Here is a 25,084-nt window from a genome sequence, read left to right on the forward strand (position 1 = left end):
GAAATGAACAGAGTAATTAACATAAATTACTTCGCTGTATCGGAAAATATATTTCTTAATTCTCTAATAAGAGAGTGGAAAAACTGGGAATTATTATATAGAAACTCATCGCCGGCAAAGACTGGAACCAAAACGAGCTTGCTTCTGAAGCTTGCAGCGTCAGATACCGAGGTCAGAGTGCCTGTAATTTTCTGGTCGCTTGCCGGATATCATTGCTTCGGCACGCCGATGTGGAAATCCAATGGGGACCGGTTGGAACCCATAAGCTTGCCGGAACTGGCGCTCCTGCTTATCAAAGAGGACGAAATCGGTGGCAACGTTTCACCCGATGCGAAACTACTCTTCCAGCAAAGAGTGCTGGGCAGTATGCGGTCGATCGCGCGTCTTCTCCGGGAAGCCACCGATGAGCGACCTTTTGCTGAATCTGACCCTGATTTCATCAGAGCTGAGAAAGCGCTGCGGTTTGGTCATGCGGTACACCCGTTTCCGCGCAGCCGGGATGAGTTCACCGATGACGACAACCACCGCTTCGGTCCGGAATATGGCAATGCCTTTGCTTTGCGGTGGTGGGCTATAGAGCCCGGACTGCTGGCACAGGGAGCAGCCGATGGCTTCGACGTGACAGAGGCTATCGCATCGATTGCGTCGGGTTCCCGACTGATTGAAAAAGCAGCCGGGCGACCGCTCATTCCGTTGCATCCATGGCAGGCGGCTCGCCTGTCGCTACGCCCGGATATCCAGCAACTGGAATGTCAGGGCAAGATAACCGATCTTGGCAGCGGCAATCCTTGCTGGCGCGCGACCAGCTCCTTGCGCGCCATATATTCTCCCGAGAGCGACTGGATGCTCAAATTCTCGCTCAGCCTCCGGCTTACCAATTCGCGCCGCATCGTGGAACCAGGCGAATGCCTGCGGGGCATTAACGTTCACCGGCTCGTAACGGGCACGATTGGCAAGGCTCTGAAAAAGCGCTTTCCCGATTTTCACATCATGGGCGAACCGGGCTGGATATCCCTGTGCTTGCCGGACGGCTCCATCGACAATGAAACGATTGCAGTTTTCCGGGAAAACCCGTTTCGCTGCGAGCAGCAACCGCACGCAGCCGTTCTTGCAGCGCTTTGCGAACGCCACCCCGATGGGAATGGCAGCCATGTCGCAGACCTCATACGCCGGATTGCTGCATCGGAGGGGGCTGCGGAGAGCGATGTGGCGAAGCGCTGGTTCGAACGTTTTCTGGATGTTGCCATTGCGCCTTTCATGATTGCCCAAGGTGATTACGGCCTGCTTTTTGGCGCTCATCAGCAAAATCTCGTTCTTGGCCTTCAGGATGGTTGGCCGAATGCGCTCTATTTCCGTGATTGCCAGGGTACGGGTTACGTCCGCTCGTTCTTGCCGTTTTTGAAGGAGTATCTGCCGGAGGCAGGTGCTGCAACCGACCATGTTTTCGGCAGTGACGAAGCTGCTCAACTGGTTGGGTATTATCTATTCATCAACGGCGTTTTCGCACTTGTTGCTGCGCTGGGTTCAACACGTTTCATTGATGAAACCGAACTTTTTGCGGCACTGCGACGCTTTCTGGAACAGCTTCACAAGGAGCCTCTCCAAGACAAGACCGCGCTGGATTATCTCCTTCACAGCCCCACGCTGGTCGCCAAGGGGAATTTCATGATCTCCGCCGGAAACATCAATGAAAACACAGACGTGACCGATCCCCTCGCCTCTTACATCCGGTTTTCCAATCCCCTTTCGACACGGTGAAGCCATGAATGTTCAACCAAAGAGCAGTGACTATGAACGCCTTTCGCCACACACGGAAATAGGCGGTGAATTATCCTGGCATTATTGCGCAGCAAATGCCGAGCGGCTTGCCGCAAGGCTGGACAAGAACGGCCGTATATTCTTGTTCGGCGAAGCCGGAGCGTTTCGCGCCGAAGCAAGCCTCGATTTCGACGGACCGACAATCGCGCTGCGAGAAGTCAGGCTCGATCCCTTGCATAGCGATGCGCCCATGCTGCTTGCTGCCCTGCTGGATGCCGTCTTTTTGCGTTTTCCCGACATTCCGGCTTTAACACTACCGCCAGCCAGCGCACTTGCTCCAGTCAGCGCTTTGGCTCTGCGGGAAGCTGAAGGTCTGGCCATAGTGGAGCGCAGTGTTTTACGCCAGTTGCCATTGCTGTGGCGCAAACAGGCTGCCCATACACCTTATCCCAGTTTCCGGTCGACACTCGGTCCCGCTGACCGGCTGCCATTGCTTCGTCCCCCGCGACCGTCCGGTGTGTTTTACGAACGCTGGATACCGGACCTGAGCAAGACCGTTTCCTTCCGCCCCATCGATCGTCGTACGGATATGGACCTGTTCCATGGCTGGATGAATCAGGGACGCGTCTCCTTTTTTTGGGAGCTGGCGCAAAGCCCGGAGGCGCTTGAGACCTATCTTCTGGACCAGGAACGTGACCCGCATATCTTTGGTGTCATCGCGAATTTCGATAACGAGCCGACAGGCTATTTCGAGTTCTACTGGGCGCGTGAGGACCGTCTTGGTCCGCATTATGAAAGCGAGGATTTTGATCGCGGCTGGCACGGCCTGATCGGCAATCCCCGTCATCTTGGCCGCCCCAAGACGCTCGCTCTTTTCCGCTCGGTCACCCACTATCTTTTCCTTGATGAGCCCCGAACGCAACGCATCGTTGGTGAGCCACGGGCATCCCACCAGAAGATGCTCAGCTATTGCGCAGACGTGGGCTATGACAAGGTGAAGGAATTCGATTTTCCTCATAAGCGGGCCGCTCTGGTGTGCTGCGAACGGGACCGCTTTTTCAAGGAGGTGCCGTTATGAACCGTCAACCAGTTGCAAGGCCCCTCCTTGGTCCGCTTCCGGGCCGCAAAGCGGTTGACGACGAGGTTTGGGGAATGGTGAACCGCGCAGCCATTGCCAAAGCTATCTCGGAATTGTCGTATGAGGAAGGCTTTGCGCCTTTGGCCTTGAACGAGGCCGAAACGGCGTGGGAACTGACACTCGGTGATACTGTTGCCTACCGTTTTGAAGCGCGCCGTCGCATCTGGGGGCAGTTGCACATAAATCCGAAAAGCCTTGTCCGGGTGACACCAGTGGAAGAAGCCGCGGCAAAAGACGCAGTCGGTTTCCTGGCCGATGCGCGTGATGTTCTGGACATTTCACCGGCCACTTTCTGCACCTACGCAAAGGAGCTCTACAACACGCTGATGGCTGACGCTCGCATTGTGGTACGCCGTGCCGCCTTCGATGCAGGGGAGCTGGCAAGCCTGTCCGACACGGAGTTGCAAATGCTCCTCGACGGCCATCCCAAGGCGCCGGCAAACAAGGGTCGGCTGGGCTGGGGTTTGCAGGATACCGAAGCCTATGCGCCGGAATTCGATGCGCCGATCCAGCTTTTCTGGCTCGCCGCCACGCGAAGTCATTGCCAGCTTGCACTTGCACAAGATCTTACGGAGCCTGAATTACTTGCCGAATGCCTCGGCACACAAGAGCATTACAACCTGCTCGCTGTGATGAGCGACGCGGGCATCAGCCGCGACACGCATATGCTGCTGCCCGTCCATCCCTGGCAATGGCAATCAATGATCGTCAGCCAATATGCCAGCGAGATTGCTGCCGGACGACTGGTGCCGCTTGGTTGTTTCGGCGATACCTACATTGCACAACAGTCCCTGCGGACACTCGCCAATCAGGTTCGCGGACGAGCGCTTCATGTCAAACTACCGCTTACCATCCTGAATACGTCTGCATGGCGTGGCGTTCCCGGAAAATATATGCGGATCGGGCCGACGCTGTCACGTTGGCTCGCAGAAACAGCCAAAAGCGATCCAGTACTAAAGCATGTCAAGATTTTGCAGGAAGTCGCCGGTGCCTTTTACCCTCATCCGCACTTTGCAACACTGAAAGGCGCACCCTATCAGTTCTGCGAGATGTTGGGGGCGATCTGGCGAGAGAGTCCGGAAAAGCATTTACCACAGGGCTGGCGTCCCATGATGATGGGAGCATTGGCGCAGTCCGATAATGAAGGGCGTCCAGTCATAAGCGCCCTGATCGAGCGCTCCGGCCTATCCCATGATCAATGGCTCGAGCGTCTTTTCGACGCGGTCGCGATCCCGCTCTACCATTTCTTGTGCTGCTATGGAGTTGGCTTCATAGCACATGGCCAGAACATCACGCTTCTTCTGGACGGCGACATTCCTGCCGGTGTGGCGATCAAGGATTTTCAAGGTGACACCGATCTGATTGACCAGGAGTTTCCGGAGCTGGCAACATTGCCCGCAGATGTAAAGACGACACTGAAACGCCGACCGGCGGCCCATCTGCAGCAGCATCTCCAGACCGGGCATTTTGCGAGTGTAATGCGGTTTCTTTCCGAATCGCTGGTCGCTCACGATGGCTATCCCGAATTATCCTTTTACATGCGCCTCTCGGCCCGGTTGAGGCTTTATCAGCAAAGCCATCCGGAACTGACCGAACGGTATAAAATCTTTGATCTGTTTCTTCCGAAAATACCGCGCATAGCCATCAATCGCGTCCGTCTTGCGATCGGCTATGGTGACGCCAACGAACGACCTGTTCCGGCTCTTGGCACCGAACTGAATAATCCTCTCTACCTCGCGGAAATCGCGCCCCTCTCCTCCCGGAAGGCGCAAACCAATATCAATGAAGGAGTTTCAGTATGACACATTCCATTCTTGATCTATGCGGAATTGGCGTTGGTCCATTCAATCTCAGCCTGGCAGCGCAGCTCGATTCAATCCCCGACGTAGACGTCCAGTTTTTTGACCGCAAACCCAATTTCGACTGGCACCCGGGCATGATGCTGCGCGGTGCCGAACTCCAGACCTCGTTCATGAAGGATCTGGTTACAGCCACGAACCCGACGAGCCCTTGGACATTTGCAGCCTATCTGGTCGCTCACAAACGGTTCTATGAGTTTCTCAACGCTGACTACGACGCCATTCCACGCAAGGAATTTGCGCGGTATCTGTCTTGGGCTGCAGGGAATATTCAGAGCCTGAATTTCGGTCAGAATATCCGTGAGGTCACGTTTAACGGCAATCATTTCCAGTTAGCTTTCGATAATGAAGTTCGAAAGGCCCGCAATCTTTCACTCGGCGTGGGATTGAAGCCCTATGTACCTGAATGGGCCAGATCGGTGATGGGCGAACACGCATTCCATTCAAGCGAAGCCGTACAGAGACTGGATACGCTGAAAGGCAAGAGGATTGTGGTTATCGGCGGGGGGCAAAGCGGTGCGGAGATATTCCAGCATCTGCTGGAACGCGGAGACTCCGATAACGAGATCAGTTGGATCAGCAGACGGCCGAACTTCCAGCCGCTTGATGATTCACCGTTCACCGACGAACACTTCACACCGCAATACGTAGCCGCGTTCCATCAGCTTGCCGAACCGCGGCGACATGCGATCGTCGAGCATCAAAAGCTTGCGAGCGACGGCATTTCCGCATCGACGATCAAAGCCATATATCGGCGCCTTTATGAACAGCGTCATCTGGACGACAATGCCCTACAGGCTGCCTTGCTTCCCCATCGGGAAGTTCTTGATCTCAAGCAGGATGGCGCAAGCCTCTCGATCGTGATGCGCAACGGTTTCGATGGCACAATCGAGATGCTCAGCACGGATCATCTGATCTTCGCTACGGGTTACAAGTTTTCATTGCCTGAATGCCTCTCTGCAATCCAGGATCGACTGTCGGTTGTCGAGGGCAGGTCTTTACGTGTCGGCACTGATTTCGCTCTCGACTGGAACGGGCCCGCCGATCACCGAATTTTTGTACTCAACGCCGGCAGGCTTTGTCATGGCATTGCCGAACCGCAATTGAGCCTGATGGCTTGGAGGAGCGCGGTTATAACGAACGCACTCCTGAACCGCGCCCATTTCGACCTTGACCTGCCCGATACGGCGATACGTTGGACGAACGGCGAATTACGTTCCGAGCCGTCACAATTGAGGCTAGGCTGAACATCAAGCACGGCTCGATGTATGCCAAAACTTAGAATGTAGTTTCTGAATATAGGCTGTAAGATACTTCACCCCGACAATCTGCTGGTCAGTATTCATCCATATTGACAAGAAAAACAGTATAATATCCTATCGCCTTATTCCGCTCCATCGGCGCGGCTTCATTGAAAATGGGAGGACAGAATGGATATCAGGCCGTCTATCTTTGCCTGGACTTTGACTTTTTCGCTAACAGTATCTGGCGTTGCATTTTCGCAGGAGCCTCGCACGAAAGTCATCTTGGACGCTGACATGGTCGAGCTATTCGACGATGGCACCGCCATGCTCCTGCTGGAGCGGGCTCCCAACATCGATCTGCTCGGCGTGACTGTTGTTTCGGGGAATACGCCCATGCCAGCGGGTGTGGCTGCGGGTGTCCGACAACTGGAAGCGCTCGGCTCCGATGTGCCCATCTATGAAGGCAGCCGGTATGGCATTCGCAACTGGCGAGGAAATCGGGCCGCTCCAGATGTTCTAGCAGCCGAATTGCAGATCAGCCCGATCACCGGCTGGGGTGGCTATCTGCGACCGGATGCCGGCAATGAGGTCGATGCGGATCCCACGGCAAAATGGCCCGACGTCTATAAGTACAAATATGGCGAAGCGCCAACCTATAAGCGGGTATATGGCCTGGATAATCCGGACCCGGACGGGAACAGAGACGCCGTGGACTTCCTCGTCGACACAGTCAACAAATATCCCGGCCAGGTTAAGCTGGTAGCAATCGGCCCACTCACCAATATTGCGAGGGCCATTCTCAAAGACCCGAGCTTTCCGTCGAAGGTCGCTGAAATTGTTTATATGGGTGGCGCTTTCTATGTCCCAGGAAATTCATCAGCGTCGGCAGAGTTCAACTGGTGGGCGGACCCAGAAGCCGCCAAGATCAGTGTCCGGGTAAAATGGGGAGACCCAAAATCCGAAACCTTCAAGGCATACGGCAATCAGGTAATCTCAGGTCTGGAAGCCAATGAACATACAGGAGGAATGCCAGAGGATCTGTATCGGCAAATGGTCGATAACAGCCCTCCCGGCATCCAGAAGCTCTGGCTTGCACGAGAAGAAAAGATCAAGGCGGACGGCGGGACAGTATTCGGGCCCGACAATGTGTGGGACCTGTTTGCCGCAGCCTATGTCATCGATCCGTCAATCGTCCTGGCCTGGAACAATGCCCCTCGCCCGGAGAATGCTGCGGCTGCGCCTATCAGCGGTGTATATGTCGACGTGAACACGGAGATGGGCCTGGACTATGGCCGAAGCCTTGCTTTCACCAACAATGATATTGGAGGCAACGCGGAAGCAAAACCGGGACCGGTCGGCACGCAAAAGGCTGCTATTCAGAACTACATCGATGAAGACAAGTTCTGGAAAGAGATCGTAGTTCCGTTGACCACCAGTTCGAAGAAGTAACTGCAAGTTTCGGCCCGGCGCGATTTGAAACATAAAGCGCCGGGTTCTGAAGCGCGTTTCGATCTGATCGATGGCCCCTTTGACTGGCTCCGACCTATCCTTCTCATCTCACCGTCAGCGAACCCGTCGTAAGAGCCTCTCACGATAGGTATCGACAATAACGGCGAGGATGATCACGGTACCGATGATGATTGGTTTGTAGTTATCGCCGATACCGAGCAATTGCAGACCCGTCGCCAAGACCTGCAGGATGCAGGCACCAGCCAGCGTGCCGACGATTGAACCTTTGCCGCCGAACAGGCTCGTCCCACCGATGATGACGGCCGCGATCGCATTGAGTTCGTAGCCGACGCCTGCAATCGGGCTCCCGATGTTCAGGCGCAGGAGATAAACAACCGCAGCGATACCCGCAGTGACACCGGAAATGACAAAGGCGGCTACTTTGTAGGCGTCAGGATTGTGCCCCGACAAGCGCACCGCCTCATCATTCGCGCCGACCGCATAGATCATGCGGCCAAAGACGGTGAAGCGCAAAATGAACCATCCAACAGCAATCACCGCCACTGCGATCAGGAAAATCGACGGCAGGAAACCGCCCACGATCAGATTGCCGAAATCGACGAACCCCTGCGGAAGACCAGTGATGGTGGAATTGTTGGAAACCACACGCGCCGCACCGGCGGCGATATTCAGCATACCCAGAGTGACAATGAAAGACGGGATTTTCCAGTAAGTCGACACCTTGCCGTTGATGAACCCGCAAAGTCCGCCAACGGCGATGCACCCCAGGACAGCCAGCGGGATTGACAAGGCCGGATCAAGACCCGACGTCATGATAAGGGCGCCGACGACCGTGCATAATGCGAGAACTGAGCCGACTGAAAGGTCAATGCCACCAGTCAGGATGACAAAGGTCATACCCGCAGCCAGAACCGTGTTGATGGCGATCTGAACGAAGATCTTCAGCGCATTGCCCGACGTTGCGAAATAGGGTGCGGTGACGGAAAACACCAGCGTAATCAGGATCAACGCCAGAAATACACCGGCATCGCGCAGCAGAAAGCGCTTCAGCTTCTGGCGATCAACAGCGCCGGGATGTTCGGCAGGTGCGGAAGTGGGCTCTGTCATGCGTGAACATGCTCCTGATAAGCGAGCGAAAGAATACGCTCCTGGTCGAATTGCGACCGATCCAGTTCCCCCACCAGTTTGCCGTTGGAGAAAACAATGATGCGGTGACACATGCCGATCAGCTCGGGCAGATCCGAGGAAATCATGATAATTGCTTTCCGGTTGGCGGCCAGCATCCACAGGAGTTGATAGATTTCGCGCCTTGCGCCAACATCGACCCCACGTGTTGGCTCATCCAGTATCAGTGTGGACGACCCGCGGAACAACCATTTTGCCAGAACCACCTTTTGCTGATTGCCGCCGGAGAGATTACGCACCGGCGTGTCGATGGAAGATGTCTTGACGCGCAGCCGCTCGATGAGCTCGGTCACAGCGGCTTTCTCCACGCTGCTGTCCAACAAACCGCCATGCGAAATCTTTTTCAGATCGGTGATCGTGGCGTTGACATATACAGGCATATCCAGCAGGAGTCCCTGGCTCTTACGGTCTTCGGTCAGGAAACCGAGACCGTTGCGCACAGCATCACGCGGGTCGCGGATCGTCACCGGCTTGCCATCAACATCGATTTCCCCAGCCGATTTTGGATCAGCGCCAAAGATCGCACGCATCACTTCGGTACGGCCCGACCCGACCAGACCGGCAACACCCAGAATTTCACCTTGCCGGACCGAGAATGAAACCGGTGGAGCCTTGCTGTTGCGCTTCACCCCCTTCACCTCCAACGCGACGGAACCGGGCTTTATATTGGTGTTGAAGCTGTACTCGTCCGCAATGTCACGACCAATCATCATACGCACTAGATCTGGCACATTCAGTCCCTGCAGGTTGCGCGTCTCGACCAGACGGCCGTTGCGCAATACCGTCACGCGGTCGCCAATCTCGAAGACTTCGTGCAGACGGTGGGAAATGTAGATGATCGTGACACCTCTCGCCTTCAGACGCCTGATGATCGCAAACAGCCGTTCGATCTCCGGCGGTGTCAATGTCGCCGTTGGCTCATCCAGAACCAGTAGTTTGCTGTCATAGCCGAGCGCCTTGGCGATCTCGACCAACTGCATTTGTGCAACGCCAAGCTCCGAAACCGGCATGCGCGGGTCAACCGCCAGGCCGACCTCGGCCAGCAATTCATCGGCACGCCGGTTCAGTGTTGCCCGGTCCATGATACCGAAACGCCTCGGCAGGCTCTCCAGCATCAGATTTTCCGCAATGGAAAGATGCGACAGCAGGTTGAGTTCCTGATGAACGATGCGAATACCCTGAACCTGCGCATCATGCGGGGTCTTTGGCCTATAGGGCTGGCCGTTCAGAAAAATTTCACCCGTATCGGGCTGGTATATGCCCGCCAGAAGCTTGATGAGGGTCGATTTACCCGCGCCGTTTTCGCCTAAGATGATATGCGTCTCACCGCGCTGCAGCTCCAGCGCGATACCATTCAGCGCAACCACACCCGGAAAGGTCTTGCCGACATTTTCCAACCTCAAAATGACGTCGGTTGACTGCATGTCTGTTCCTGCCTGCCGGATAAAGAGGCGCGGCGCTAGGAGCGCCGCCCCTTAGAGCGCGTTTCGATCTGATTGAATCAGATCGGCGCTCTAACCATTTGTTTTGACACGCATCTTATCCGAAAACCGTTTCACACTTTTCGGGGTGCGCTCTAATTGGCGATGTTTCAGAGATCCTGGGCGGTGATCAGCTTGATATCCGTCTTCACCCAGCCAGAGAATTTCTCGCCCGCCAGTTCCTTGAGGCCGTAATCTATACCCATGGCAGCCATCTGCGCACCGAACTGATCGACCGTAGCCAACATCTTGCCGTCCTTGATCAAGGGCTGGACAGCAGGAATATTGTCGAAACCCACGACCTTTATCTGACCTGATTTGCCGGCAGCATCCAGCGCCTTCACGACACCGAGTGCCATGGAATCGTTGGCAGCCATCACGCCCTGAATGTCCTGATATTGGGTCAGGAAGTTTGTCATCAGCGTGTTGGCCTCTTCCGTCTCCCAATGTGCTGTCTTGGAATCGAGCAGCGTCAATCCGCCTTCGGCCACGGCATCGTCAAAACCCTTCTTGCGCTCCTTGGCATTGTCGGCTTCCGGATTTCCTTCAAGGATCACCACCTTGGCACCTTTGCCCAGATCCTTGGCAAGCGCCATGCCGGCAAGCTTTGCACCCTCGCGATTGTCAGGACCGAAAAAGGCTAGATCGACACCGGCCTGCTTTTTCGCCTCTTCATCGAGCGCCACGTCAATGTTGATGACCTTGATTCCGGCTTCCAGAGCCTTCTTCACCGGCGTCACCATGGCTTTGGAATCGGCTGGAGCCAGCACAATCACGTTGAACTGCTGTGTGATAAAATTCTCGACCGCATCAACCTGAGCGGCAAAATCCCGCTCATCCTTCATGCCAACGGCCGCGAATGAGAACTTATCGGTGTTTTTGGCGGCGTAATCCTCAGCGCCTGCCTGCATCTGCTTGAAGAACTCGTTGGCGAGCGACTTCATGACCAGACCGACTTTGGGTGTGTCCGCCGCAAAAGATGGCATGGACGGTAGAAGCAGAGCACCTGCGCCCAGTGCGCTCGAGGTTATAAACTGGCGTCGTGAAATTGAAACCCGACCCAGTCCTGTAAAAATGGAACCTTTAGTCATGAATTCCTCCCCTCACTTCAGTAATAATCTGCCGTGTTACTACAGCGTAGTGCGGGCGATAGAATACTGTCAAGACGGCAAGTTAAAGGGAGACGTTTACGGTTCCTGCGCTGCATAAAGGAAACCATGCGGCATGAACCGGATCACGCTTTGACTGCATGCTGGTTACTATCACAGGATGTTCAAAGTGTTAGGAGATTTGACTGCCATAGCTGGAACCGGCGACGGTCTGGCTGGTTAATGGTGATGGCGGGCGCAGACCAACAATGGACAGGTGCCATGTACAAATTTTCGGCAATTGTAGCTGTAATTATGTCGGCTTTCGTTTCAACCGTTCCCGCGCATGCACAGAGCATCGAAATAGGCCCTAACGGTATCCAGGTCATTCCGGACGGGGATCGACGCCCCAACCGCGATGAAATCAGCGAACGTCGGGCAGCGAGAATTGCACGCAGTGAAGGGATGGAGGAAGTCGACAGCGTTTCAAGACGTAGAAGCGTCTATATTGTCCGGGGAATAGACCGTCGTGACAACGAGATGCGCGTGGTCATTGATCGTCGCACCGGCGAAGTACTCGAAGTGCGCTGACCGTGGTGCCAAGATGGGCAATAGCTGCGCCACAGCAGAGGTCGCGGCTTATCACCATCCTCCTTGTCGTGAACAAGTATTTCCGGCGCTGGGCGTGAGCAACATGGAATACGCTCAAAGGAAAACAGACTGGCATTGAACGACACCATACAAATATAGTATGAGTGACAGCTAAGAATTGGACGGGACATAAAATACATCGGCAGGAGAGCCACCTATGTCACCGAAGCTCAAAGCCGCTCTCGTCGGAGCAATCATTGCAATCGTTGTAGGCTTCGCCGCATCGCAGGGGCTGATTAGCCAGCAGACAGCAGAGGAAATCAAAGCCAAGACGAATGAAGTTCTTGCCGACGATCCCTCAACGACACCTCAGCAGCCTGATCCCGCAACGACCGAAGCTTCACAGCCCCAGCAGAATGAAACACCGGCCCAATAATCATCAGAAGACAGCGGTGCCCTCCCGCCTGCCTGCATTACGGCAGGTAACGAGTTCCACCCGCCGAATTAGAGCATAATCCGACCGGAGTGAAACGAGGATCGATAAGATTATGCTTGAAATAGAATAAGTTAGAGCGCCGATCTGATTCATTCAGATCGAAACGCGCTCTAACGGCTGACGATGGAATTTCCCGGATAATCAACGAAAATGCGGCCCGACGGCCGCATCTATTTCACGAAAAGTATTGGTGCATCTTAGAGGTCGTACTGCTTGCGCGCGATCTCTCCAAGTCCGGCAGCATCCAGGCTTTTCAACGGAGCCAGGAAGGTAACCTGGATCACACCGGGATCACGGCCGATTTCGATTGCACCATTTACAGTCGCACGATTTCGGACTTCCGCCACGCTCATACCAAGCAGTTTCGCAGCTCTTTCCAATCCGTTCACAATAGCCGCATTCATGTTTGGCGCCGTGCCTATAACAGAAATCGGCGCGACCTCTTCCGTATTCTTCACGCCCCACTGTTGAGCCAGCTTTGCCGCCTTCAATTTTTCTTCTGCGCTGAAGGGACGTGCCAAAGGAGGAAGATCTTCGAGCAAGGGGAAAAGAACGGGACCGTCATTATTGTAGTGCTTGAGTACTTCAACCTGAAGCGTGACACTTCCCGCGACGTCCATCGTGTGCCCGGCTATTTCTCCGTCCCCCTGAGAGGCATGCATGTCTCCCATATAAACACCGGCACCCTGCACCTTCACCGGGCAAACAAGAACGGCTCCGGCGCGAACAGCGTCGACATCCATGTGGCCATCCGTCTTGTGTTCCTGCAATTGCTCGGCTGTGAGTGCGTAATTGTGCGGCGCCCCAACCAGGAACGAGCCGAAATCACCGGCATTATGAGAATCCGGCATAGCTATTGACGGTGTTGTGCCTAGCTGTCCCAGAAATGGACGCATGCGCACGATTGCGCCGACAAGGTCGGAAGGCGCATAATTCAAGATAGAATGCTGCACCGAGTTGTCAGGCAACGAGGCGTAATGATCGGCTCTTTCAGCAATCTTCCGCGCAGCATCTTGAGGCAATGTAAGGCCAACCGACTGCGTATCATCGAAAACAACCGTATAACCATGTTCCATTGAGAACGGTTTGACCGCGTTGCCACATTTATTGCATCGAACGGAATCCTGGCCAACGCCTTCGATATGGGTCTCCGGCCAAACCTCGTCACAGGTTGGGCAACGCGCGGCGACAAACGGATCCCCCAGACAAAACTGGTTGGAAATCGTGTCATGTCCGGAAGCCGTTGCCAGCGAGGTCACCGAAATATCGCGAATACGGATGACAACGCCATCACCAACTTCGGCTCCGTCGATGAATACAGGCTTGGTTACTTCGTGACCACCGCGCAACCGAGGCGTAATCATCGGTCCCCAGCAGCCTGGAGCTGTATTGGCGATAATCGTTCCACCATTTTGAAGAGGCCCAAGCATTGGCTGGTTCGGGTCGAGAACGCTGTTCGTGAAACCGTCAACAAGTATGCTACGTTTGGCGCGCGAAGAATTACTGTCAGCCATGGCTGCCTCCATTTCAATGAATGCCGGCAGGATACGGCGGCCCACAGCGAATAGCATCTGATAATATCGCGTCTTTAAGTCGCGAAAGGCCCCTCCAATAGTCAGGCAATCTATACTAGCGGGTCGAGAACATCGTAACACATCAGCCCGACAACCGAATGAGATTGTATATCGAGCAATATTGCCTCCGAGAATCTGATCAAGCGCCGTTCACCACCAGAAATGGATCTCTGGCAGCAAACCAACGGCCCGGCGATGACGGTCATTTCTGTCAGATGTCGCCGAACACGACGCTATCCGGGCCAATATCCGACAAGGTCACACCTTCGAGCAGAATGCCGTGATCCGTCGCCCCGTTGAAGGAGACGAACAAACCGACATCCGTGTCCCGAGATGCCGTCACAAAGCTGTCGAAGTCGTCGATACCGGTACTGTTCTGGGCGATGTAGGAGAATTCCAGAACGTCGCCTTCCGCCCCGCTAAAATCCCGTACGGTATCAATGCCTGTTCCGTCAGGTGCCAGAATATCCCATACGAAACTATCTGCGCCAGCGCCTCCGATCAATTCATCCGCGCCCTCGCCGCCATCCAGACGGTCATTACCCTCACCGCCATCCAGCCTGTCATCTCCGGCATTGGCATTAAGGAAATCGTCGCCAGCCCGGCCCACCAGGAAATCAGCGCCAGAACCCGTCTGGAAAATATCGCGACCCTCAAAACCATAGAGGCTGTTGTCGTTAGCACCGGATACAGTGACTGCTATTTCCTCGATGTTCATGAAGCTGAGACCTGTCGGGGTTTGTCCGGTCGAAAGATCGAGATCTACCGCCGCGCTCCTACCATCAAGGCTGACATCGAGATGGTCGAAACCTTCGCCGCCGTCCGCCACGCCAGTGCTTGTGGTTAAAAACCAGTCGTCGCCGCTTCCGCCCCGCATGACGTTGAAACCATCGCCTCCAGACAGGATATCGTTTCCCGATCCGCCATCAAGAATATCGTCACCTTCATCGCCGTAGATGTCGTCATCACCGGCTTCACCAAACAATGTGTCGTTTCCGGTGCCGCCTGACAGCGAATCTCGTCCCGCACCACCCAGAATCCTGTCGTCACCAGCGCCGCCGGACAGAACATAATCGTCGCCATCCGCTCCGTTGATCAGATCGTCGCCATCGCCACCCCAGACGGAATCGCGCCCCGCACCCGCAAAGAGCTGATCGTTACCGGCGTCACCATTCAACACATCATCGCCAACACCGGATATGATCACATCATTGCCTGCACCACCGCTGGCTTTGACAAATGCAAAAGTGGTTGCGTCGAGATAGTCGTTACCCTTGCCTGACTGAATCTCAAGCTGTTCAATACTGCTGAAATAGATGTGGTCGGCGGCACTATTCCCCATCATGAGATGACCGGCGCCAAGGCTGATATCCTGATCGCGCAGATAGAGATCGATGATCATGCGATCTACACCTGATCCCCCTGCGATCGCACCGCCTGTATTAAAAATGGAAAACTGGTCATCTCCACCGTCGCCGTCAATCCTGTCAAATCCATCTGCTGTTCGGATACGGTCGTCGCCCAGGCCTGTCGTGATGAAATCGTTGCCTTTACCTCCGTCCACAACGTCATCACCAGCATAGGTCGCGATATAGTCCGCACTGTCCGTTCCGACGATATGATCGTCTTCGGCCGTCCCTGGAATTCGAGCCATTGTCCTCTCCCTCACTGAATAGAGAGAGTATAATTTTCAATACCATCAATTCTGTCAAATATATTGAAATAATACCAATGTAATTATAAAATTGAAATATCCCTTTCTTTAAAGGAAGAGAAATAAAAGTTTATATTGCAGATCGGACTGAATGAGGAGGAAGCGAGGCCAATGCCGCCGTGGAAGTGAGCGGCCGAATGCAGGCGGAACCACAGGCACAGTAAAGATGAACTGCCTGCGATACACCTAGCTGTCCTTGAAGCCGAACCGCAGCGGTTCATCCCCCCTGTTGTCTACCGGGTACCGGAATACGCAAAGCGGTATTTGTGTCGAATAGATGCAGACTATCTGCCATCACGTCGAGCCCTATATTCTGGCCTTCCCGCAGACACATCAAAGCTGGAACAGCGATATTGAAAAAGTGTTTGCCGGTGCGAATTGTAACCAGGCGATTCTCGCCGTGAAATTCGTTGCGTTCAATCTCACCGCGAATTTGGCCTCCTTCCTCATTCAGTCTGAATGAACCCGGGCGTATGCCGACCGTTATCGGACCCCGCTGTAACCCGGAAGGACAGGGCAAGCGGATGGTTTCGTCTGCAAGCTGTCCATCACTGGCATTAAGTTCGAAGAAATTCATATTGGGCGTGCCAATAAAGCCAGCAGCGAATAGCGTTGCGGGAGCCTGATAGATTTCCTCAGGTGTTCCCATCTGCTCTATGCGGCCATCCTTCATCAGCACGATCCGGTCTGCCAAAGTCATCGCTTCAAGCTGATCGTGGGTTACGTAAATGCTGGTCGTCTTCAGTTCATGATGAAGATCGGCGATTTCGACCCGAAGGCTCCCACGCAATTTTGCGTCGAGGTTGGACAATGGCTCATCGAACAGGAACACGTCCGGTGTTTTTATCATTGCGCGTGCGATCGCAACGCGCTGCTGCTGCCCTCCAGAGAGTTCCGAAGGTTTGCGTGCGAGATAGGCTTCAAGCCCCAGCGCCGTCACCACCGGCGCCAATCGGGTAGCGATGGTCTGTTTGGGGATGCCCGCGCGCTCCAGCCCGAAAACGATATTCTCCTGAACGGTCATATGCGGATAGAGAGCATAGTTCTGGAACACCATGGCTATACCGCGGTCACCGGGGTCGCGATCGTTCACTCGCTGGCCGCCGATCATAAGGTCGCCGCCAGTGATTTCTTCAAGCCCGGCAATCATTCTCAGGATCGTGGATTTTCCGCAACCGGAAGGACCGAGGAAAACCACGAACTCATGATCATTGATTGCGAGGTTGAAATCACGGATAACTTCCTGCGCACCATATCGCTTCAGCATGGACCGGCATTCCACGGTGGCCATCAGATTGTCTCCTCGTCCAGAATGATCTGCAGCTTGATATCGGTCGCACGGCCTTCAGCCGCCCGATCGAAAGCGGCAATGGATTGTTCGAACGGAAAAGTCTCCGAAATCAGTGGTTTCAGGTTCACTTTGCCTGCACCGATCAAGGCAAGCGCACGATCGAACACATTGGCATAGCGGAAGACCGTTTCGATCCGGCATTCCCGTGCCGTTGCCGCCGAAATATCGAACGGCACCGGCTCCGGTGGCAAGCCAACCAGCACGACCGTGCCGCCAGGGCGCACGATCTTGAACAGGTCGCGAACGGCTGCCGCCGCTCCAGAACATTCGAAGACGATATCCGCTCCCCAATTACCGGTTGCATCATTGACTGCATCCACGATGTCCGCTTCGCGAAGATTGATGCCGGTAATGCCGTCATAGGTTTCTGCGAGTTGCAGCTTGGCATCCGAAAGATCCGAGATCAGGACGCGGGAACAGCCTCCGGCCAAGGCCGCCAGAGCGACCATGATGCCGATTGTGCCGCAACCGGTCACGACGGCCGTATCGCCCGGATTGATGCGCGCGCGCGTTGCAGCCTGCATGCCAACAGCAAAGGGCTCGACCATCGCGCCTTCTGCAAAAGATACGTTGTCCGGCAGCTTATATGTGAAGTTTGCGGCATGGATCGTTTCGGGACACAGAATTCCGTGGACAGGTGGAGTTGCCCAGAAACGCACAGCCGGATCGACGTTGTAGAGACCAAGCTTCGAAGCGCGAGACAGCGGATCAGGAATACCCGGCTCCATACAGACACGGTCTCCCGGCTTAAGATGTGTTACATTCCCGCCGACCTCGATCACCGTGCCTGCTGCTTCATGACCAAGCACCATTGGTTGTTCGACCACGAAGTCCCCGATGCGCCCATGCGTATAATAGTGCACATCGCTCCCGCACACCCCCACCGTATGCAGTTTAATGCGAACGTCATCCGGCCCCATGTCGGCAGGCAGCGCAATATCGCGCAGATTCAATTCGCCGATGCGTTCCAGAACAAGTGCTTTCATCGGATCATTCCTGATTTTGTTTTTTGGTGAAGACAGCATTCAATCCACCCGCAAGAAGCCCAAGCAGGATCAACGGCGGAAGGGAGAGAAGAACGACGGCGGCATTGAGGATGCCCCATGGCACATTCATGCCAAGCTGAGACATTTCAGAAGCGATGATAGGCAGCGTTTTGGCTCGAGACGTCGTCAGCATCATTGCCAGAAAAAATTCATTCCACACGAGAACGAAGGAGAACGCGATGGCGCCGAATATCTGAAATCGGGCTATCGGCAGGGCAATACGGAAAAATGTTGCATATCGCCCCAGCCCGTCGACCCGCGCGGCTTCCTCCACATGGAGGCTCACGCGCTCGAACGCGGGAACCGACAGCCAGATCGTAATCGATGCAGTAATGATCAGATAAGTGATGATGAGAGAAAGGCGACTGTCATACAAATCGAGCGTGAGCCAGATCACCAGCATGGGAATGGCGACCGCAACGGGAGGCAGAAAACGCAGCGATAAAACGAAAAACTGAGCTTCAGTCGTAATCCGGTTTTTGTATCGCGCGATGACATAAGCGGCAGGCACACCAATCAATGCGCCAATGACGACAGCGGACGAGCAGATGATCAGCGAATTCGTAAGCGCACGCGCCACCGAGCGACGGTTGAGCACATAGCTCATATTGTCCCAGACAGGCTGAAAGATGATTTTTGGTGTGCTTACCAGAAGATCGGCATTGGTCTTGAACGCATTGAGCAAAGTCCATAGCAACGGTAGCACGACGAGCGCTGCTGCAAAGACAAGAACCGCGCGCAGAAGGACGGTTGAAATCTTCATCGGTTCAGCCTCTTCCAGGCAATAGTGAAAATGACGATAGTCAGCAGCATCATGATGACGGCCATTGACGAGGCGTAGGAGATTTTTCCGGACTCGATGAAACCTTGCGAATAGGCATACATATCAAGGGTTTCGGTCGAGATGCCGGGGCCACCTCGCGTCATAACGTAAACCAGATCGAAAGAACGCAGGCTTTCGATTGCTTTGACGAGCAAAAGGCTTATCAGCGGGGTCTTGAGCATCGGCAGGGTGATGAAGCGATGTATCTCCCACCTTTTGGCACGATCGATACGAGCCGCTTCCATGGGCTGAGGCGGTAACGCTTCGAGCAGTTTCAACACGATGACCGCGAAAAACAAGCCCCATTGCCAAACGTCCACAAAGGCGACGGCGAGCAGCGCCCCGACGGGTGTCGAAAGAATGTCCGGAGTGGCGCCAGTCAGTTCACGGACAGGCCAGGTCAGAGCGCCATAAAGCGGGTGAAAAGCGAACTTCCATACGAATGCGGCGCAGACGCGCGGCAGCAGCACAGGAATGATGAACAGGACGCAGAGAAGATTTCGCATACGCGGGCTGGCAGCTTCGAACATCGCAATGCCGAGCCCCACGCCGGTCAACATGGTGAGCACGACCGTCAGGACTTCCCATTTTAGCGAAACCCACAATGCATTAAGAAAACGCGGATCGGAAATCAGGGCCGCATAGTTCGCAAACCAGACATATTCCGCCGCCGGTTGCGACAAAGTCCTGTTCTGCAGAGAAATGTTGATTGCAAAAACAGTTGGCACCAGCGCCAGGACGACGAGAATGAGCAGGGTTGGCCCCAAGAACAGATATGGGAGCGAGCGTCCGCGTTGCATGGACATTCCTTGTCTGAAGGCGATGATTGAGACAGGTTGCGGCGTGAGGCGCATCTGCCTCCAAAGATCGAAACCTATCCTGGGAGGCGGGGCGGCTCAGCCAATATGGCTATGAAACCGCCCCGAACGCACGACACCTAGAGCTTTTCCGCGAATGCCTGAAGCTCGTCCAGCGTCGACTTGATATCCTTGCGGCTGCCGGTGATAAGCTCTTCCAGCATGATGCCCCACTGATTTCCCAGTTCCTGCCAGCGCGCGTCCTGCCAGAAGGTCACTGTCGTGCGGGCACCGGTGGCGGCCATTGCATCAGCAAGGTTCTGGCCGAAAGTCTCCGCATATTTCGGGCTTTGATAGGTGCTGGTACGAGTCAGTTCACCCGGCTGGCCTGCAGCTAGACGGCGGGCTTCCTGCTCTTTCGACGTTGCCCAGGCAACGAAAAGTCCAGCGCAAGCCTTATCCTCGTCCGTTGCATTGGCTTTTGACGCAATTGCAAAGCCATGTGCGTAACCAGCCCCCGGAAGCGGCGTGGGCGGAACCGCAAAGGCAACCTTGTCGGCGACCTGGCTCTGCGCCTTATCAACCGACATGCCGCCGAGAGGGGCAGATTCGATGATGATTGCCACCTTGCCTGCCCGGAAGGCACCAGTCGATTCATCCCAGGAGCCTGTCTGTGTGCCGGGAGCGGAATACTTGAAAAGATCGAGATAATCCTGGGTTGCCTTTACTGCTGCGTCCGAGTTGAAAGCGGGCTTGCCATCCTTGAACCATTCGCCGCCATTTGCCTTGAACAACGGCATCCACCGCCAGACATTGGCACCAGAGCCGCGCTGTCCACGCAGTGCAGTTCCATAGACGCCGTTCTCCGGGTCATGCAACTTGGCGACAGCGGCCTTGTATTCGTCCCAGGTCTTGGGCGGCTGGATGCCTGCCTTTTCGAGCAGATCGGTACGATAGACCATCAGGTCACCACCACCCTGAACAGGTGCGAACCACTGTTTGCCGTCATATGTGGCAGCCGCGCGCATGCCTGCATCGAAATCGTCGTAATCATATTCCTTGGGGTAAAAACCTTCGAGCGGAACGATCCAGCCCGACGAAGCAAACAAGGCGAGATTAGCCTCATCAACATAGTAGACATTGTAGCTGCCCACGGTCGATGCGTCCGCCTGCGACTTGGCACGGCGGTCATTCTCGTTCAGATAGCTGATTTCGAAACCGGCACCGGAGAGTTCTTCAAACTCGTCCACATAGTCTTCCAGCAAAGTAAGACCGTCACGCGGCTGCGCCAGGACTCTTACATCCTTGCTGCAGACCGCAGCCGCCAAGGCGCTGGAAGCGGCAGTGAGCGCGATGATAGCGCAACCGGTACGCAAGATTATACGTAGCATGTCATCCTCCCAATTATGTTCCCACCGGATGCTCCTCTTCCCCGCATCCTGTCGTTTGAATTTTGTAAAATCAGCGAGAAGGGACTAGTTTGTTTTCCGTCAATAATTGATACTATTTTGACATTATGATGCCTTACATGGTGCAGTATCATGGTTTTATCATCGGAATTTTCTTCCACTCTCCCGAACGCCTATGCCGCCACACGAGAGCGCATCACCCTACCAGGTGGAAAATCCTATCTCATTCGCCGCGACGACTATCCCAATCCGATATGTATCTGGAACTATCATCCGGAGTGGGAAATCCATTATATTCCTCACGCACAAGGGTTAGCTTATGTTGGCGATTACGTGGGACCATTCCAGCCTGGCCATCTCGTCCTTACCGGAACGAATCTGCCCCACAACTGGATCACGCCGGGCGCGACATCCATTCCGGGCCGTGACCTCGTGCTTCAGTTCAATGCCGACGCACTTATTCAGGTTCGGTCTGTCTGCCCCGAATTCGAAGTGCTGCATCGCCTGAAACAATTATCCCGCCGGGGGATCGAAATCGCAGGTCAGGAGGCGCTCGACATAGGGGAAATGATATTGGCACTGCACCGGCAGTCGGATGCAGCCGGCCTTGGCCTTTTCCTTGAAATATTGAATGCGATTGACAGCGCTGAGCAAAAGCGGCCCCTGGCAAGCGAGCATTTCGTATCGCTCTATAGCGAAGCCTCCGATAAACGGCATCGGCGTATTGATCAGGCTATCCAGATTCTGCAATCAAATCCCGATCACCAGATGCAGGATGTTGCCGAAGCTGTCGGTCTGGACACGGCGTCTTTCTCCCGCGCTTTCAAGCGACTGACAGGCATGACCTTCTCGACCTACAGCCGTTCCGTTCGAGTGTGGCGAGCACGAACCTTGTTGGTAGAAACAGATCTCGCAATAACCGATATTTGTTTTGAAGCCGGCTTCAACAATCTGTCCAATTTCAATCGTTATTTCTTATTGGAGACGGGGCTCACTCCGCGTGCATATCGAAATGCCGCTCACATCCGTGATAGCTCGATTGCGGCAGCATCGCGGACCCTGTGAGCAGGGCGTGACGCGGTATCGCCATTGCCAGAGTTCAGAGCGCCGATCTGAAAGAATCGGATCGGCGCTTTCAATGCCTGTTTTTACGCGCATCTTTTCCGAATATCGTCTCACACTTTTGGGGATGCGCTCTAAACTGGGCCAAAGTCCAGAACAATGCCGGTCAGGATGATCGTTAGAACGAGCGCCGCAATGACGGCGTAGACGTAGTCACGCTCACGCAGGAAAAGATACATCACCAGCACAACGCGGGTGATCGGCAGGAGAATGAATATCGCAATACCGGCTTTCACGATGTCATAGCCGCTTAAGGAAAGCGAAAACACCGCCTGTAATGGCTCAACTTCCATTATCGCAACACCGACTGCGATCAGGGCAGAGGCGAGCCATGTACCGTACCAGAGCAGTGTCGCGACGGCCCCGTCCCGACGCCCGGAATCTTCGACAGGTTTCATTTCGAACCCCTAATGATTTCAATACCGAAAGCGCTCAAAAGCATCTGTACCGCGAGTATGAGAAGGACCACGACGAAGAAGACACGCAGCTTTTCCGCCGGAAGGCTCATCAGCAGCCGGGCACCGACCAGCGCGCCGATAACCGAGCCGAGCGCAATCGGGCCCGTGATCCCGATATCGATGTCGCCCCGAACAAAATAAGCGCTGGCGCTCGCGGCAGCAGTGACCCCGATCATGAAATTGGAGGTGGCGGACGAGACTTTGATGGGTAGTTTCAAGGCAGTGTCCATCGCCGGAATTTTGAGAACGCCCGAGCCAATGCCCAGAAGTGCCGAGACCAGTCCCGCCCCATACATCAGCGCCATGCCAAGCGGAACGTGACCGACCCTGTAATGCACCTCCTGCCCCGATGCCGGATCGGGAAAGCTGGAATGCAGCCGAAGGCTTGTGGCAAGGCTCGTCGCAACGGGCGCAGTTGAACTCATTTCCTCGCGCCGTCGCACCAGCATCTGCTTGGCGGAAAGCACCAGAATGGCTGCGAACAGACCGTACAGAACTGAAGTCGAAACGATCCCGATCAGAAACACGCCGGTCAGCGCACCGAAGGTGGTCGCCGTCTCCAGAACAATCGCAAGCCGGATGTTGGTCAGTCGCCTCTTCAGCAGCGGAGCCGCGCTGCCGCAGGAACATGCGATGACCGAAACGATGCTCGCACCGACAGCGACATGAATGTCCACGCCAAAAAAGAGCGTGAGCGCCGGTACGATGAAGATGCCGCTTGCCATGCCCAGCACACCGCCAAGTGCGCTTGCGCCAAAAGCGGCCGAAAACAACCATAAAGCCAGCATTTTCACCCCACCTACTTGCGATCGCGCGGTCGCCGGGCCAGGCGAGTGACGAAGCTGATGAGGTCTCCGCGATAATGGAGTTTTTCATAGTCTATCGCCCGATGCCCTTCAGTGAAGGATGTACGCTCGATCAGAAAAATAGCGCTGCCGGGCTTCACCCCGAGGGCCGCTGCAACGTCCGGCGCAGCGTTGACAGCCTCCAGCCGATACTCCGCTTCGATAAGGGGCAAATCATATCTGTCTTCAAGCAGTGTGAAGATCGGCTCGACGTCCAGATCGTGTGTGACAATCTTCTCACCGATTTCACGCGGCAGATATGTTTCATCCAAAGACATGGCGACGCCGTCAGCAAGCCGGACACGCCGAATTCGCATGACCAGAGCTCCGGAAGGCAGAGCAAGCTGCCGGGCGACACCTGCGTCGGCGGGCACGATCTCCTTGTCGAGCAGTTGCGCCGTCGCAGCCCGGCCAAGCGCCTGCATATCCTCGACGAAGCCCGTCAGCTCCGTCAACTCCTGCGTGACTTTCGGCTGAGCGACGAACGTGCCCTTGCCGCGGCGGATTTCGACGAGGCCCCGAGCCACCAGATTCTCGACAGCCTTGCGAACAGTCGTCCGGCTGACACCAAAGCGTTTAATCAGACGATCTTCCGGAGGAAGCTGACTTCCAGTCGGCAAAATACCGGCTGCAATATCGCCTGCCAGCGATGTTTCTACCCTGGCATAGAGAGGAGCATGATCTTGTGTGATTTTCATTAAGACATAGTGACATCATGATGTCACTATGTCAACGAACGTCCCTGTGAATGAACCTTTTCATTAGTTGTTTGTTAACCATGCTGGAGGACATAGCCATGCAGTTGATTTTTTGGATTGAGATAACAGCGATCCTGGCCGTCAGCGCTGTCGTCTTCGGCATTACCTGGATCGAGACCCACAAGAAATGACGCGATTTTTGCTGACGGACCAGACATGGCTCTGGTTCGGCGTTATCGTGCCGACAGTCGTGGGCTTATATCTGCTTTGGAGACTGTCCCTCTGATTTCAGCGGGTGTGGCTGCATCCATGTGGTTGTTTCAGATAATCCCTTTCAGGCTCAAAAGCCCGAAGGCAGCGATTGTACAGGCATCTTTGATATCGCCGCGAAGGATCATCTCTATTGCTTCCCCGATAGGAAAGCGGCGGCAGATGAGCCCCTGCTCTTCGGCATCAAGACTGGGCTTCCCCATCTGTAGCCCTGTGGCGAGAAAGATGTGGCACTTGTTGGCTGCAAAACCATAGGCTTCGTAAGTCTCGCCGAGATAGACCATATCCGCAGCAGTCAGCCCGGTTTCCTCTCGCAGCTCTCCGCGAGCCAGAACCAATGGATCGACATCCGCCTGCTCCTGCCACGCTCCTTGCGGAAGTTCCCAGAAGCGGTTCCCGACCGGATAGCGGAACTGCTCCACCAGATAGACGCCGTCCTCGTCGTCCATCGCGAAAATCATTGCCGCATCGTTCTTCTCAACAACGCCATAAATGCTTTCACTGCCATCCGGATAAACGATGCGATCCTCGCGAACCTTCATCCAACGATTTTCGTAAACCTGCCTGGACCCCAGTGTTTTAATTTCGGACATTGCGTCCCCCAATAAAAATTCGTCGTTCTTTTCCGACAGGCTAGCGTTGAGGCTTTCCTATCGCAAGAGACTGT

Annotated in this window: 22 protein-coding genes; 8 read left to right on the forward strand and 14 right to left on the reverse strand. The window is 54.9% G+C overall.

Annotated elements, in window-relative coordinates:
• Positions 1-177 precede the first annotated feature (177 nt).
• The 5 genes from ACYSN1_RS20905 to ACYSN1_RS20925 all read left to right on the forward strand — a co-directional run bounded on the left by ACYSN1_RS20905 (position 178) and on the right by ACYSN1_RS20925 (position 7,448).
• On the forward strand, positions 178-1,758 hold the full coding sequence (locus ACYSN1_RS20905) for an IucA/IucC family protein (protein ID WP_461727436.1): 1,581 nt from the start codon (positions 178-180) through the stop codon (positions 1,756-1,758).
• A gap of 4 nt (positions 1,759-1,762) precedes the next feature.
• Positions 1,763-2,836: a GNAT family N-acetyltransferase gene (locus tag ACYSN1_RS20910; protein WP_461727437.1), complete on the forward strand. Its 1,074-nt coding sequence runs from the start codon at positions 1,763-1,765 to the stop codon at positions 2,834-2,836.
• A complete protein-coding gene (locus ACYSN1_RS20915) occupies positions 2,833-4,698 on the forward strand; it encodes an IucA/IucC family protein (RefSeq protein WP_461727438.1) in 1,866 nt (621 codons plus the stop codon). The genes ACYSN1_RS20910 and ACYSN1_RS20915 overlap by 4 nt, the downstream gene beginning before the upstream one ends.
• Positions 4,695-6,002, forward strand: a complete 1,308-nt coding sequence (locus ACYSN1_RS20920; RefSeq protein ID WP_461727439.1) for a lysine N(6)-hydroxylase/L-ornithine N(5)-oxygenase family protein — start codon at positions 4,695-4,697, stop codon at positions 6,000-6,002. The genes ACYSN1_RS20915 and ACYSN1_RS20920 overlap by 4 nt, the downstream gene beginning before the upstream one ends.
• A gap of 183 nt (positions 6,003-6,185) precedes the next feature.
• The gene (locus ACYSN1_RS20925) at positions 6,186-7,448 is read left to right on the forward strand and encodes a nucleoside hydrolase (protein WP_461727440.1); all 1,263 of its coding nucleotides are present in this window, start codon (positions 6,186-6,188) and stop codon (positions 7,446-7,448) included.
• Between the two features lie 114 nt (positions 7,449-7,562).
• Here the strand turns inward: ACYSN1_RS20925 and ACYSN1_RS20930 are convergent, their stop codons facing one another.
• The 3 genes from ACYSN1_RS20930 to ACYSN1_RS20940 form a co-directional block, all read right to left on the reverse strand.
• The gene (locus ACYSN1_RS20930) at positions 7,563-8,576 is read right to left on the reverse strand and encodes an ABC transporter permease (protein WP_461727441.1); all 1,014 of its coding nucleotides are present in this window, start codon (positions 8,574-8,576) and stop codon (positions 7,563-7,565) included.
• Positions 8,573-10,078, reverse strand: a complete 1,506-nt coding sequence (locus ACYSN1_RS20935) for a sugar ABC transporter ATP-binding protein (RefSeq protein ID WP_461727442.1) — start codon at positions 10,076-10,078, stop codon at positions 8,573-8,575. The genes ACYSN1_RS20930 and ACYSN1_RS20935 overlap by 4 nt, the downstream gene beginning before the upstream one ends.
• Positions 10,079-10,245: 167 nt before the next feature.
• Positions 10,246-11,121 carry a sugar ABC transporter substrate-binding protein gene (locus tag ACYSN1_RS20940; protein ID WP_240579502.1) on the reverse strand — a complete coding sequence of 292 codons (876 nt, stop codon included), beginning with the start codon at positions 11,119-11,121 and terminating at the stop codon, positions 10,246-10,248.
• Positions 11,122-11,505: 384 nt separating this feature from the next.
• Here ACYSN1_RS20940 and ACYSN1_RS20945 point away from each other — a divergent pair, with 384 nt between their 5' ends.
• The gene (locus tag ACYSN1_RS20945) at positions 11,506-11,814 is read left to right on the forward strand and encodes a PepSY domain-containing protein (RefSeq protein ID WP_109988035.1); all 309 of its coding nucleotides are present in this window, start codon (positions 11,506-11,508) and stop codon (positions 11,812-11,814) included.
• Between the two features lie 217 nt (positions 11,815-12,031).
• Positions 12,032-12,250, forward strand: coding sequence for a hypothetical protein (locus ACYSN1_RS20950; protein ID WP_461727443.1), 219 nt, complete (start codon positions 12,032-12,034; stop codon positions 12,248-12,250).
• Between the two features lie 257 nt (positions 12,251-12,507).
• Here the strand turns inward: ACYSN1_RS20950 and ACYSN1_RS20955 are convergent, their stop codons facing one another.
• From ACYSN1_RS20955 to ACYSN1_RS20985, 7 genes are all read right to left on the reverse strand, one after another.
• The gene (locus ACYSN1_RS20955) at positions 12,508-13,824 is read right to left on the reverse strand and encodes an acetamidase/formamidase family protein (RefSeq protein ID WP_461727444.1); all 1,317 of its coding nucleotides are present in this window, start codon (positions 13,822-13,824) and stop codon (positions 12,508-12,510) included.
• Positions 13,825-14,095: 271 nt separating this feature from the next.
• A complete protein-coding gene (locus ACYSN1_RS20960) occupies positions 14,096-15,538 on the reverse strand; it encodes a calcium-binding protein (RefSeq protein WP_461727445.1) in 1,443 nt (480 codons plus the stop codon).
• A gap of 277 nt (positions 15,539-15,815) precedes the next feature.
• Complete coding sequence (locus ACYSN1_RS20965) at positions 15,816-16,889, reverse strand: ABC transporter ATP-binding protein (RefSeq protein WP_461727446.1); 1,074 nt, start codon at positions 16,887-16,889, stop codon at positions 15,816-15,818.
• Complete coding sequence (locus ACYSN1_RS20970) at positions 16,889-17,935, reverse strand: NAD(P)-dependent alcohol dehydrogenase (protein WP_461727447.1); 1,047 nt, start codon at positions 17,933-17,935, stop codon at positions 16,889-16,891. The genes ACYSN1_RS20965 and ACYSN1_RS20970 overlap by 1 nt, the downstream gene beginning before the upstream one ends.
• Positions 17,936-17,939: 4 nt before the next feature.
• On the reverse strand, positions 17,940-18,758 hold the full coding sequence (locus tag ACYSN1_RS20975; RefSeq protein ID WP_461727448.1) for a carbohydrate ABC transporter permease: 819 nt from the start codon (positions 18,756-18,758) through the stop codon (positions 17,940-17,942).
• Positions 18,755-19,618: a carbohydrate ABC transporter permease gene (locus ACYSN1_RS20980; RefSeq protein WP_461727449.1), complete on the reverse strand. Its 864-nt coding sequence runs from the start codon at positions 19,616-19,618 to the stop codon at positions 18,755-18,757. Before ACYSN1_RS20980 ends, ACYSN1_RS20975 begins: the two co-directional genes overlap by 4 nt.
• A 137-nt stretch (positions 19,619-19,755) precedes the next feature.
• The gene (locus ACYSN1_RS20985; protein WP_461727450.1) at positions 19,756-21,006 is read right to left on the reverse strand and encodes an ABC transporter substrate-binding protein; all 1,251 of its coding nucleotides are present in this window, start codon (positions 21,004-21,006) and stop codon (positions 19,756-19,758) included.
• A gap of 150 nt (positions 21,007-21,156) precedes the next feature.
• On the opposite strand from ACYSN1_RS20985, the gene ACYSN1_RS20990 reads away from it, so the two are divergent.
• On the forward strand, positions 21,157-22,089 hold the full coding sequence (locus ACYSN1_RS20990) for an AraC family transcriptional regulator (RefSeq protein ID WP_461727451.1): 933 nt from the start codon (positions 21,157-21,159) through the stop codon (positions 22,087-22,089).
• Between the two features lie 131 nt (positions 22,090-22,220).
• Here ACYSN1_RS20990 and ACYSN1_RS20995 read toward each other — a convergent pair whose 3' ends face one another.
• From ACYSN1_RS20995 to ACYSN1_RS21010, 4 genes are all read right to left on the reverse strand, one after another.
• Entirely contained in the window at positions 22,221-22,544 is a 324-nt protein-coding gene (locus ACYSN1_RS20995; RefSeq protein ID WP_461727452.1) for a DUF1634 domain-containing protein, read from the reverse strand.
• Entirely contained in the window at positions 22,541-23,392 is an 852-nt protein-coding gene (locus tag ACYSN1_RS21000; RefSeq protein ID WP_461727453.1) for a sulfite exporter TauE/SafE family protein, read from the reverse strand. Before ACYSN1_RS21000 ends, ACYSN1_RS20995 begins: the two co-directional genes overlap by 4 nt.
• An 11-nt stretch (positions 23,393-23,403) precedes the next feature.
• Complete coding sequence (locus ACYSN1_RS21005) at positions 23,404-24,147, reverse strand: GntR family transcriptional regulator (protein WP_461727454.1); 744 nt, start codon at positions 24,145-24,147, stop codon at positions 23,404-23,406.
• A gap of 320 nt (positions 24,148-24,467) precedes the next feature.
• A complete protein-coding gene (locus ACYSN1_RS21010; protein ID WP_151558608.1) occupies positions 24,468-25,010 on the reverse strand; it encodes an NUDIX domain-containing protein in 543 nt (180 codons plus the stop codon).
• Positions 25,011-25,084 lie beyond the last annotated feature (74 nt).

It is taken from the genome of Brucella sp. LJL56, from assembly GCF_054871705.1.

What these genes read in the sequence shown, in the direction of transcription:
- ACYSN1_RS20910 (WP_461727437.1), top strand. Translation starts at nt 1,763, where the DNA reads ATGAATGTTCAACCAAAGAGCAGTGACTATGAACGCCTTTCGCCACAC.
- ACYSN1_RS20915 (WP_461727438.1), top strand. Translation starts at nt 2,833, where the DNA reads ATGAACCGTCAACCAGTTGCAAGGCCCCTCCTTGGTCCGCTTCCGGGC.
- ACYSN1_RS20920 (WP_461727439.1), top strand. Translation starts at nt 4,695, where the DNA reads ATGACACATTCCATTCTTGATCTATGCGGAATTGGCGTTGGTCCATTC.
- ACYSN1_RS20925 (WP_461727440.1), top strand. Translation starts at nt 6,186, where the DNA reads ATGGATATCAGGCCGTCTATCTTTGCCTGGACTTTGACTTTTTCGCTA.
- ACYSN1_RS20930 (WP_461727441.1), bottom strand. Translation starts at nt 8,576, where the DNA reads ATGACAGAGCCCACTTCCGCACCTGCCGAACATCCCGGCGCTGTTGAT.
- ACYSN1_RS20935 (WP_461727442.1), bottom strand. Translation starts at nt 10,078, where the DNA reads ATGCAGTCAACCGACGTCATTTTGAGGTTGGAAAATGTCGGCAAGACC.
- ACYSN1_RS20940 (WP_240579502.1), bottom strand. Translation starts at nt 11,121, where the DNA reads ATGCCATCTTTTGCGGCGGACACACCCAAAGTCGGTCTGGTCATGAAG.
- ACYSN1_RS20945 (WP_109988035.1), top strand. Translation starts at nt 11,506, where the DNA reads ATGTACAAATTTTCGGCAATTGTAGCTGTAATTATGTCGGCTTTCGTT.
- ACYSN1_RS20950 (WP_461727443.1), top strand. Translation starts at nt 12,032, where the DNA reads ATGTCACCGAAGCTCAAAGCCGCTCTCGTCGGAGCAATCATTGCAATC.
- ACYSN1_RS20955 (WP_461727444.1), bottom strand. Translation starts at nt 13,824, where the DNA reads ATGGCTGACAGTAATTCTTCGCGCGCCAAACGTAGCATACTTGTTGAC.
- ACYSN1_RS20960 (WP_461727445.1), bottom strand. Translation starts at nt 15,538, where the DNA reads ATGGCTCGAATTCCAGGGACGGCCGAAGACGATCATATCGTCGGAACG.
- ACYSN1_RS20965 (WP_461727446.1), bottom strand. Translation starts at nt 16,889, where the DNA reads ATGGCCACCGTGGAATGCCGGTCCATGCTGAAGCGATATGGTGCGCAG.
- ACYSN1_RS20970 (WP_461727447.1), bottom strand. Translation starts at nt 17,935, where the DNA reads ATGAAAGCACTTGTTCTGGAACGCATCGGCGAATTGAATCTGCGCGAT.
- ACYSN1_RS20975 (WP_461727448.1), bottom strand. Translation starts at nt 18,758, where the DNA reads ATGAAGATTTCAACCGTCCTTCTGCGCGCGGTTCTTGTCTTTGCAGCA.
- ACYSN1_RS20980 (WP_461727449.1), bottom strand. Translation starts at nt 19,618, where the DNA reads ATGCAACGCGGACGCTCGCTCCCATATCTGTTCTTGGGGCCAACCCTG.
- ACYSN1_RS20985 (WP_461727450.1), bottom strand. Translation starts at nt 21,006, where the DNA reads ATGCTACGTATAATCTTGCGTACCGGTTGCGCTATCATCGCGCTCACT.
- ACYSN1_RS20990 (WP_461727451.1), top strand. Translation starts at nt 21,157, where the DNA reads ATGGTTTTATCATCGGAATTTTCTTCCACTCTCCCGAACGCCTATGCC.
- ACYSN1_RS20995 (WP_461727452.1), bottom strand. Translation starts at nt 22,544, where the DNA reads ATGAAACCTGTCGAAGATTCCGGGCGTCGGGACGGGGCCGTCGCGACA.
- ACYSN1_RS21000 (WP_461727453.1), bottom strand. Translation starts at nt 23,392, where the DNA reads ATGCTGGCTTTATGGTTGTTTTCGGCCGCTTTTGGCGCAAGCGCACTT.
- ACYSN1_RS21005 (WP_461727454.1), bottom strand. Translation starts at nt 24,147, where the DNA reads ATGAAAATCACACAAGATCATGCTCCTCTCTATGCCAGGGTAGAAACA.
- ACYSN1_RS21010 (WP_151558608.1), bottom strand. Translation starts at nt 25,010, where the DNA reads ATGTCCGAAATTAAAACACTGGGGTCCAGGCAGGTTTACGAAAATCGT.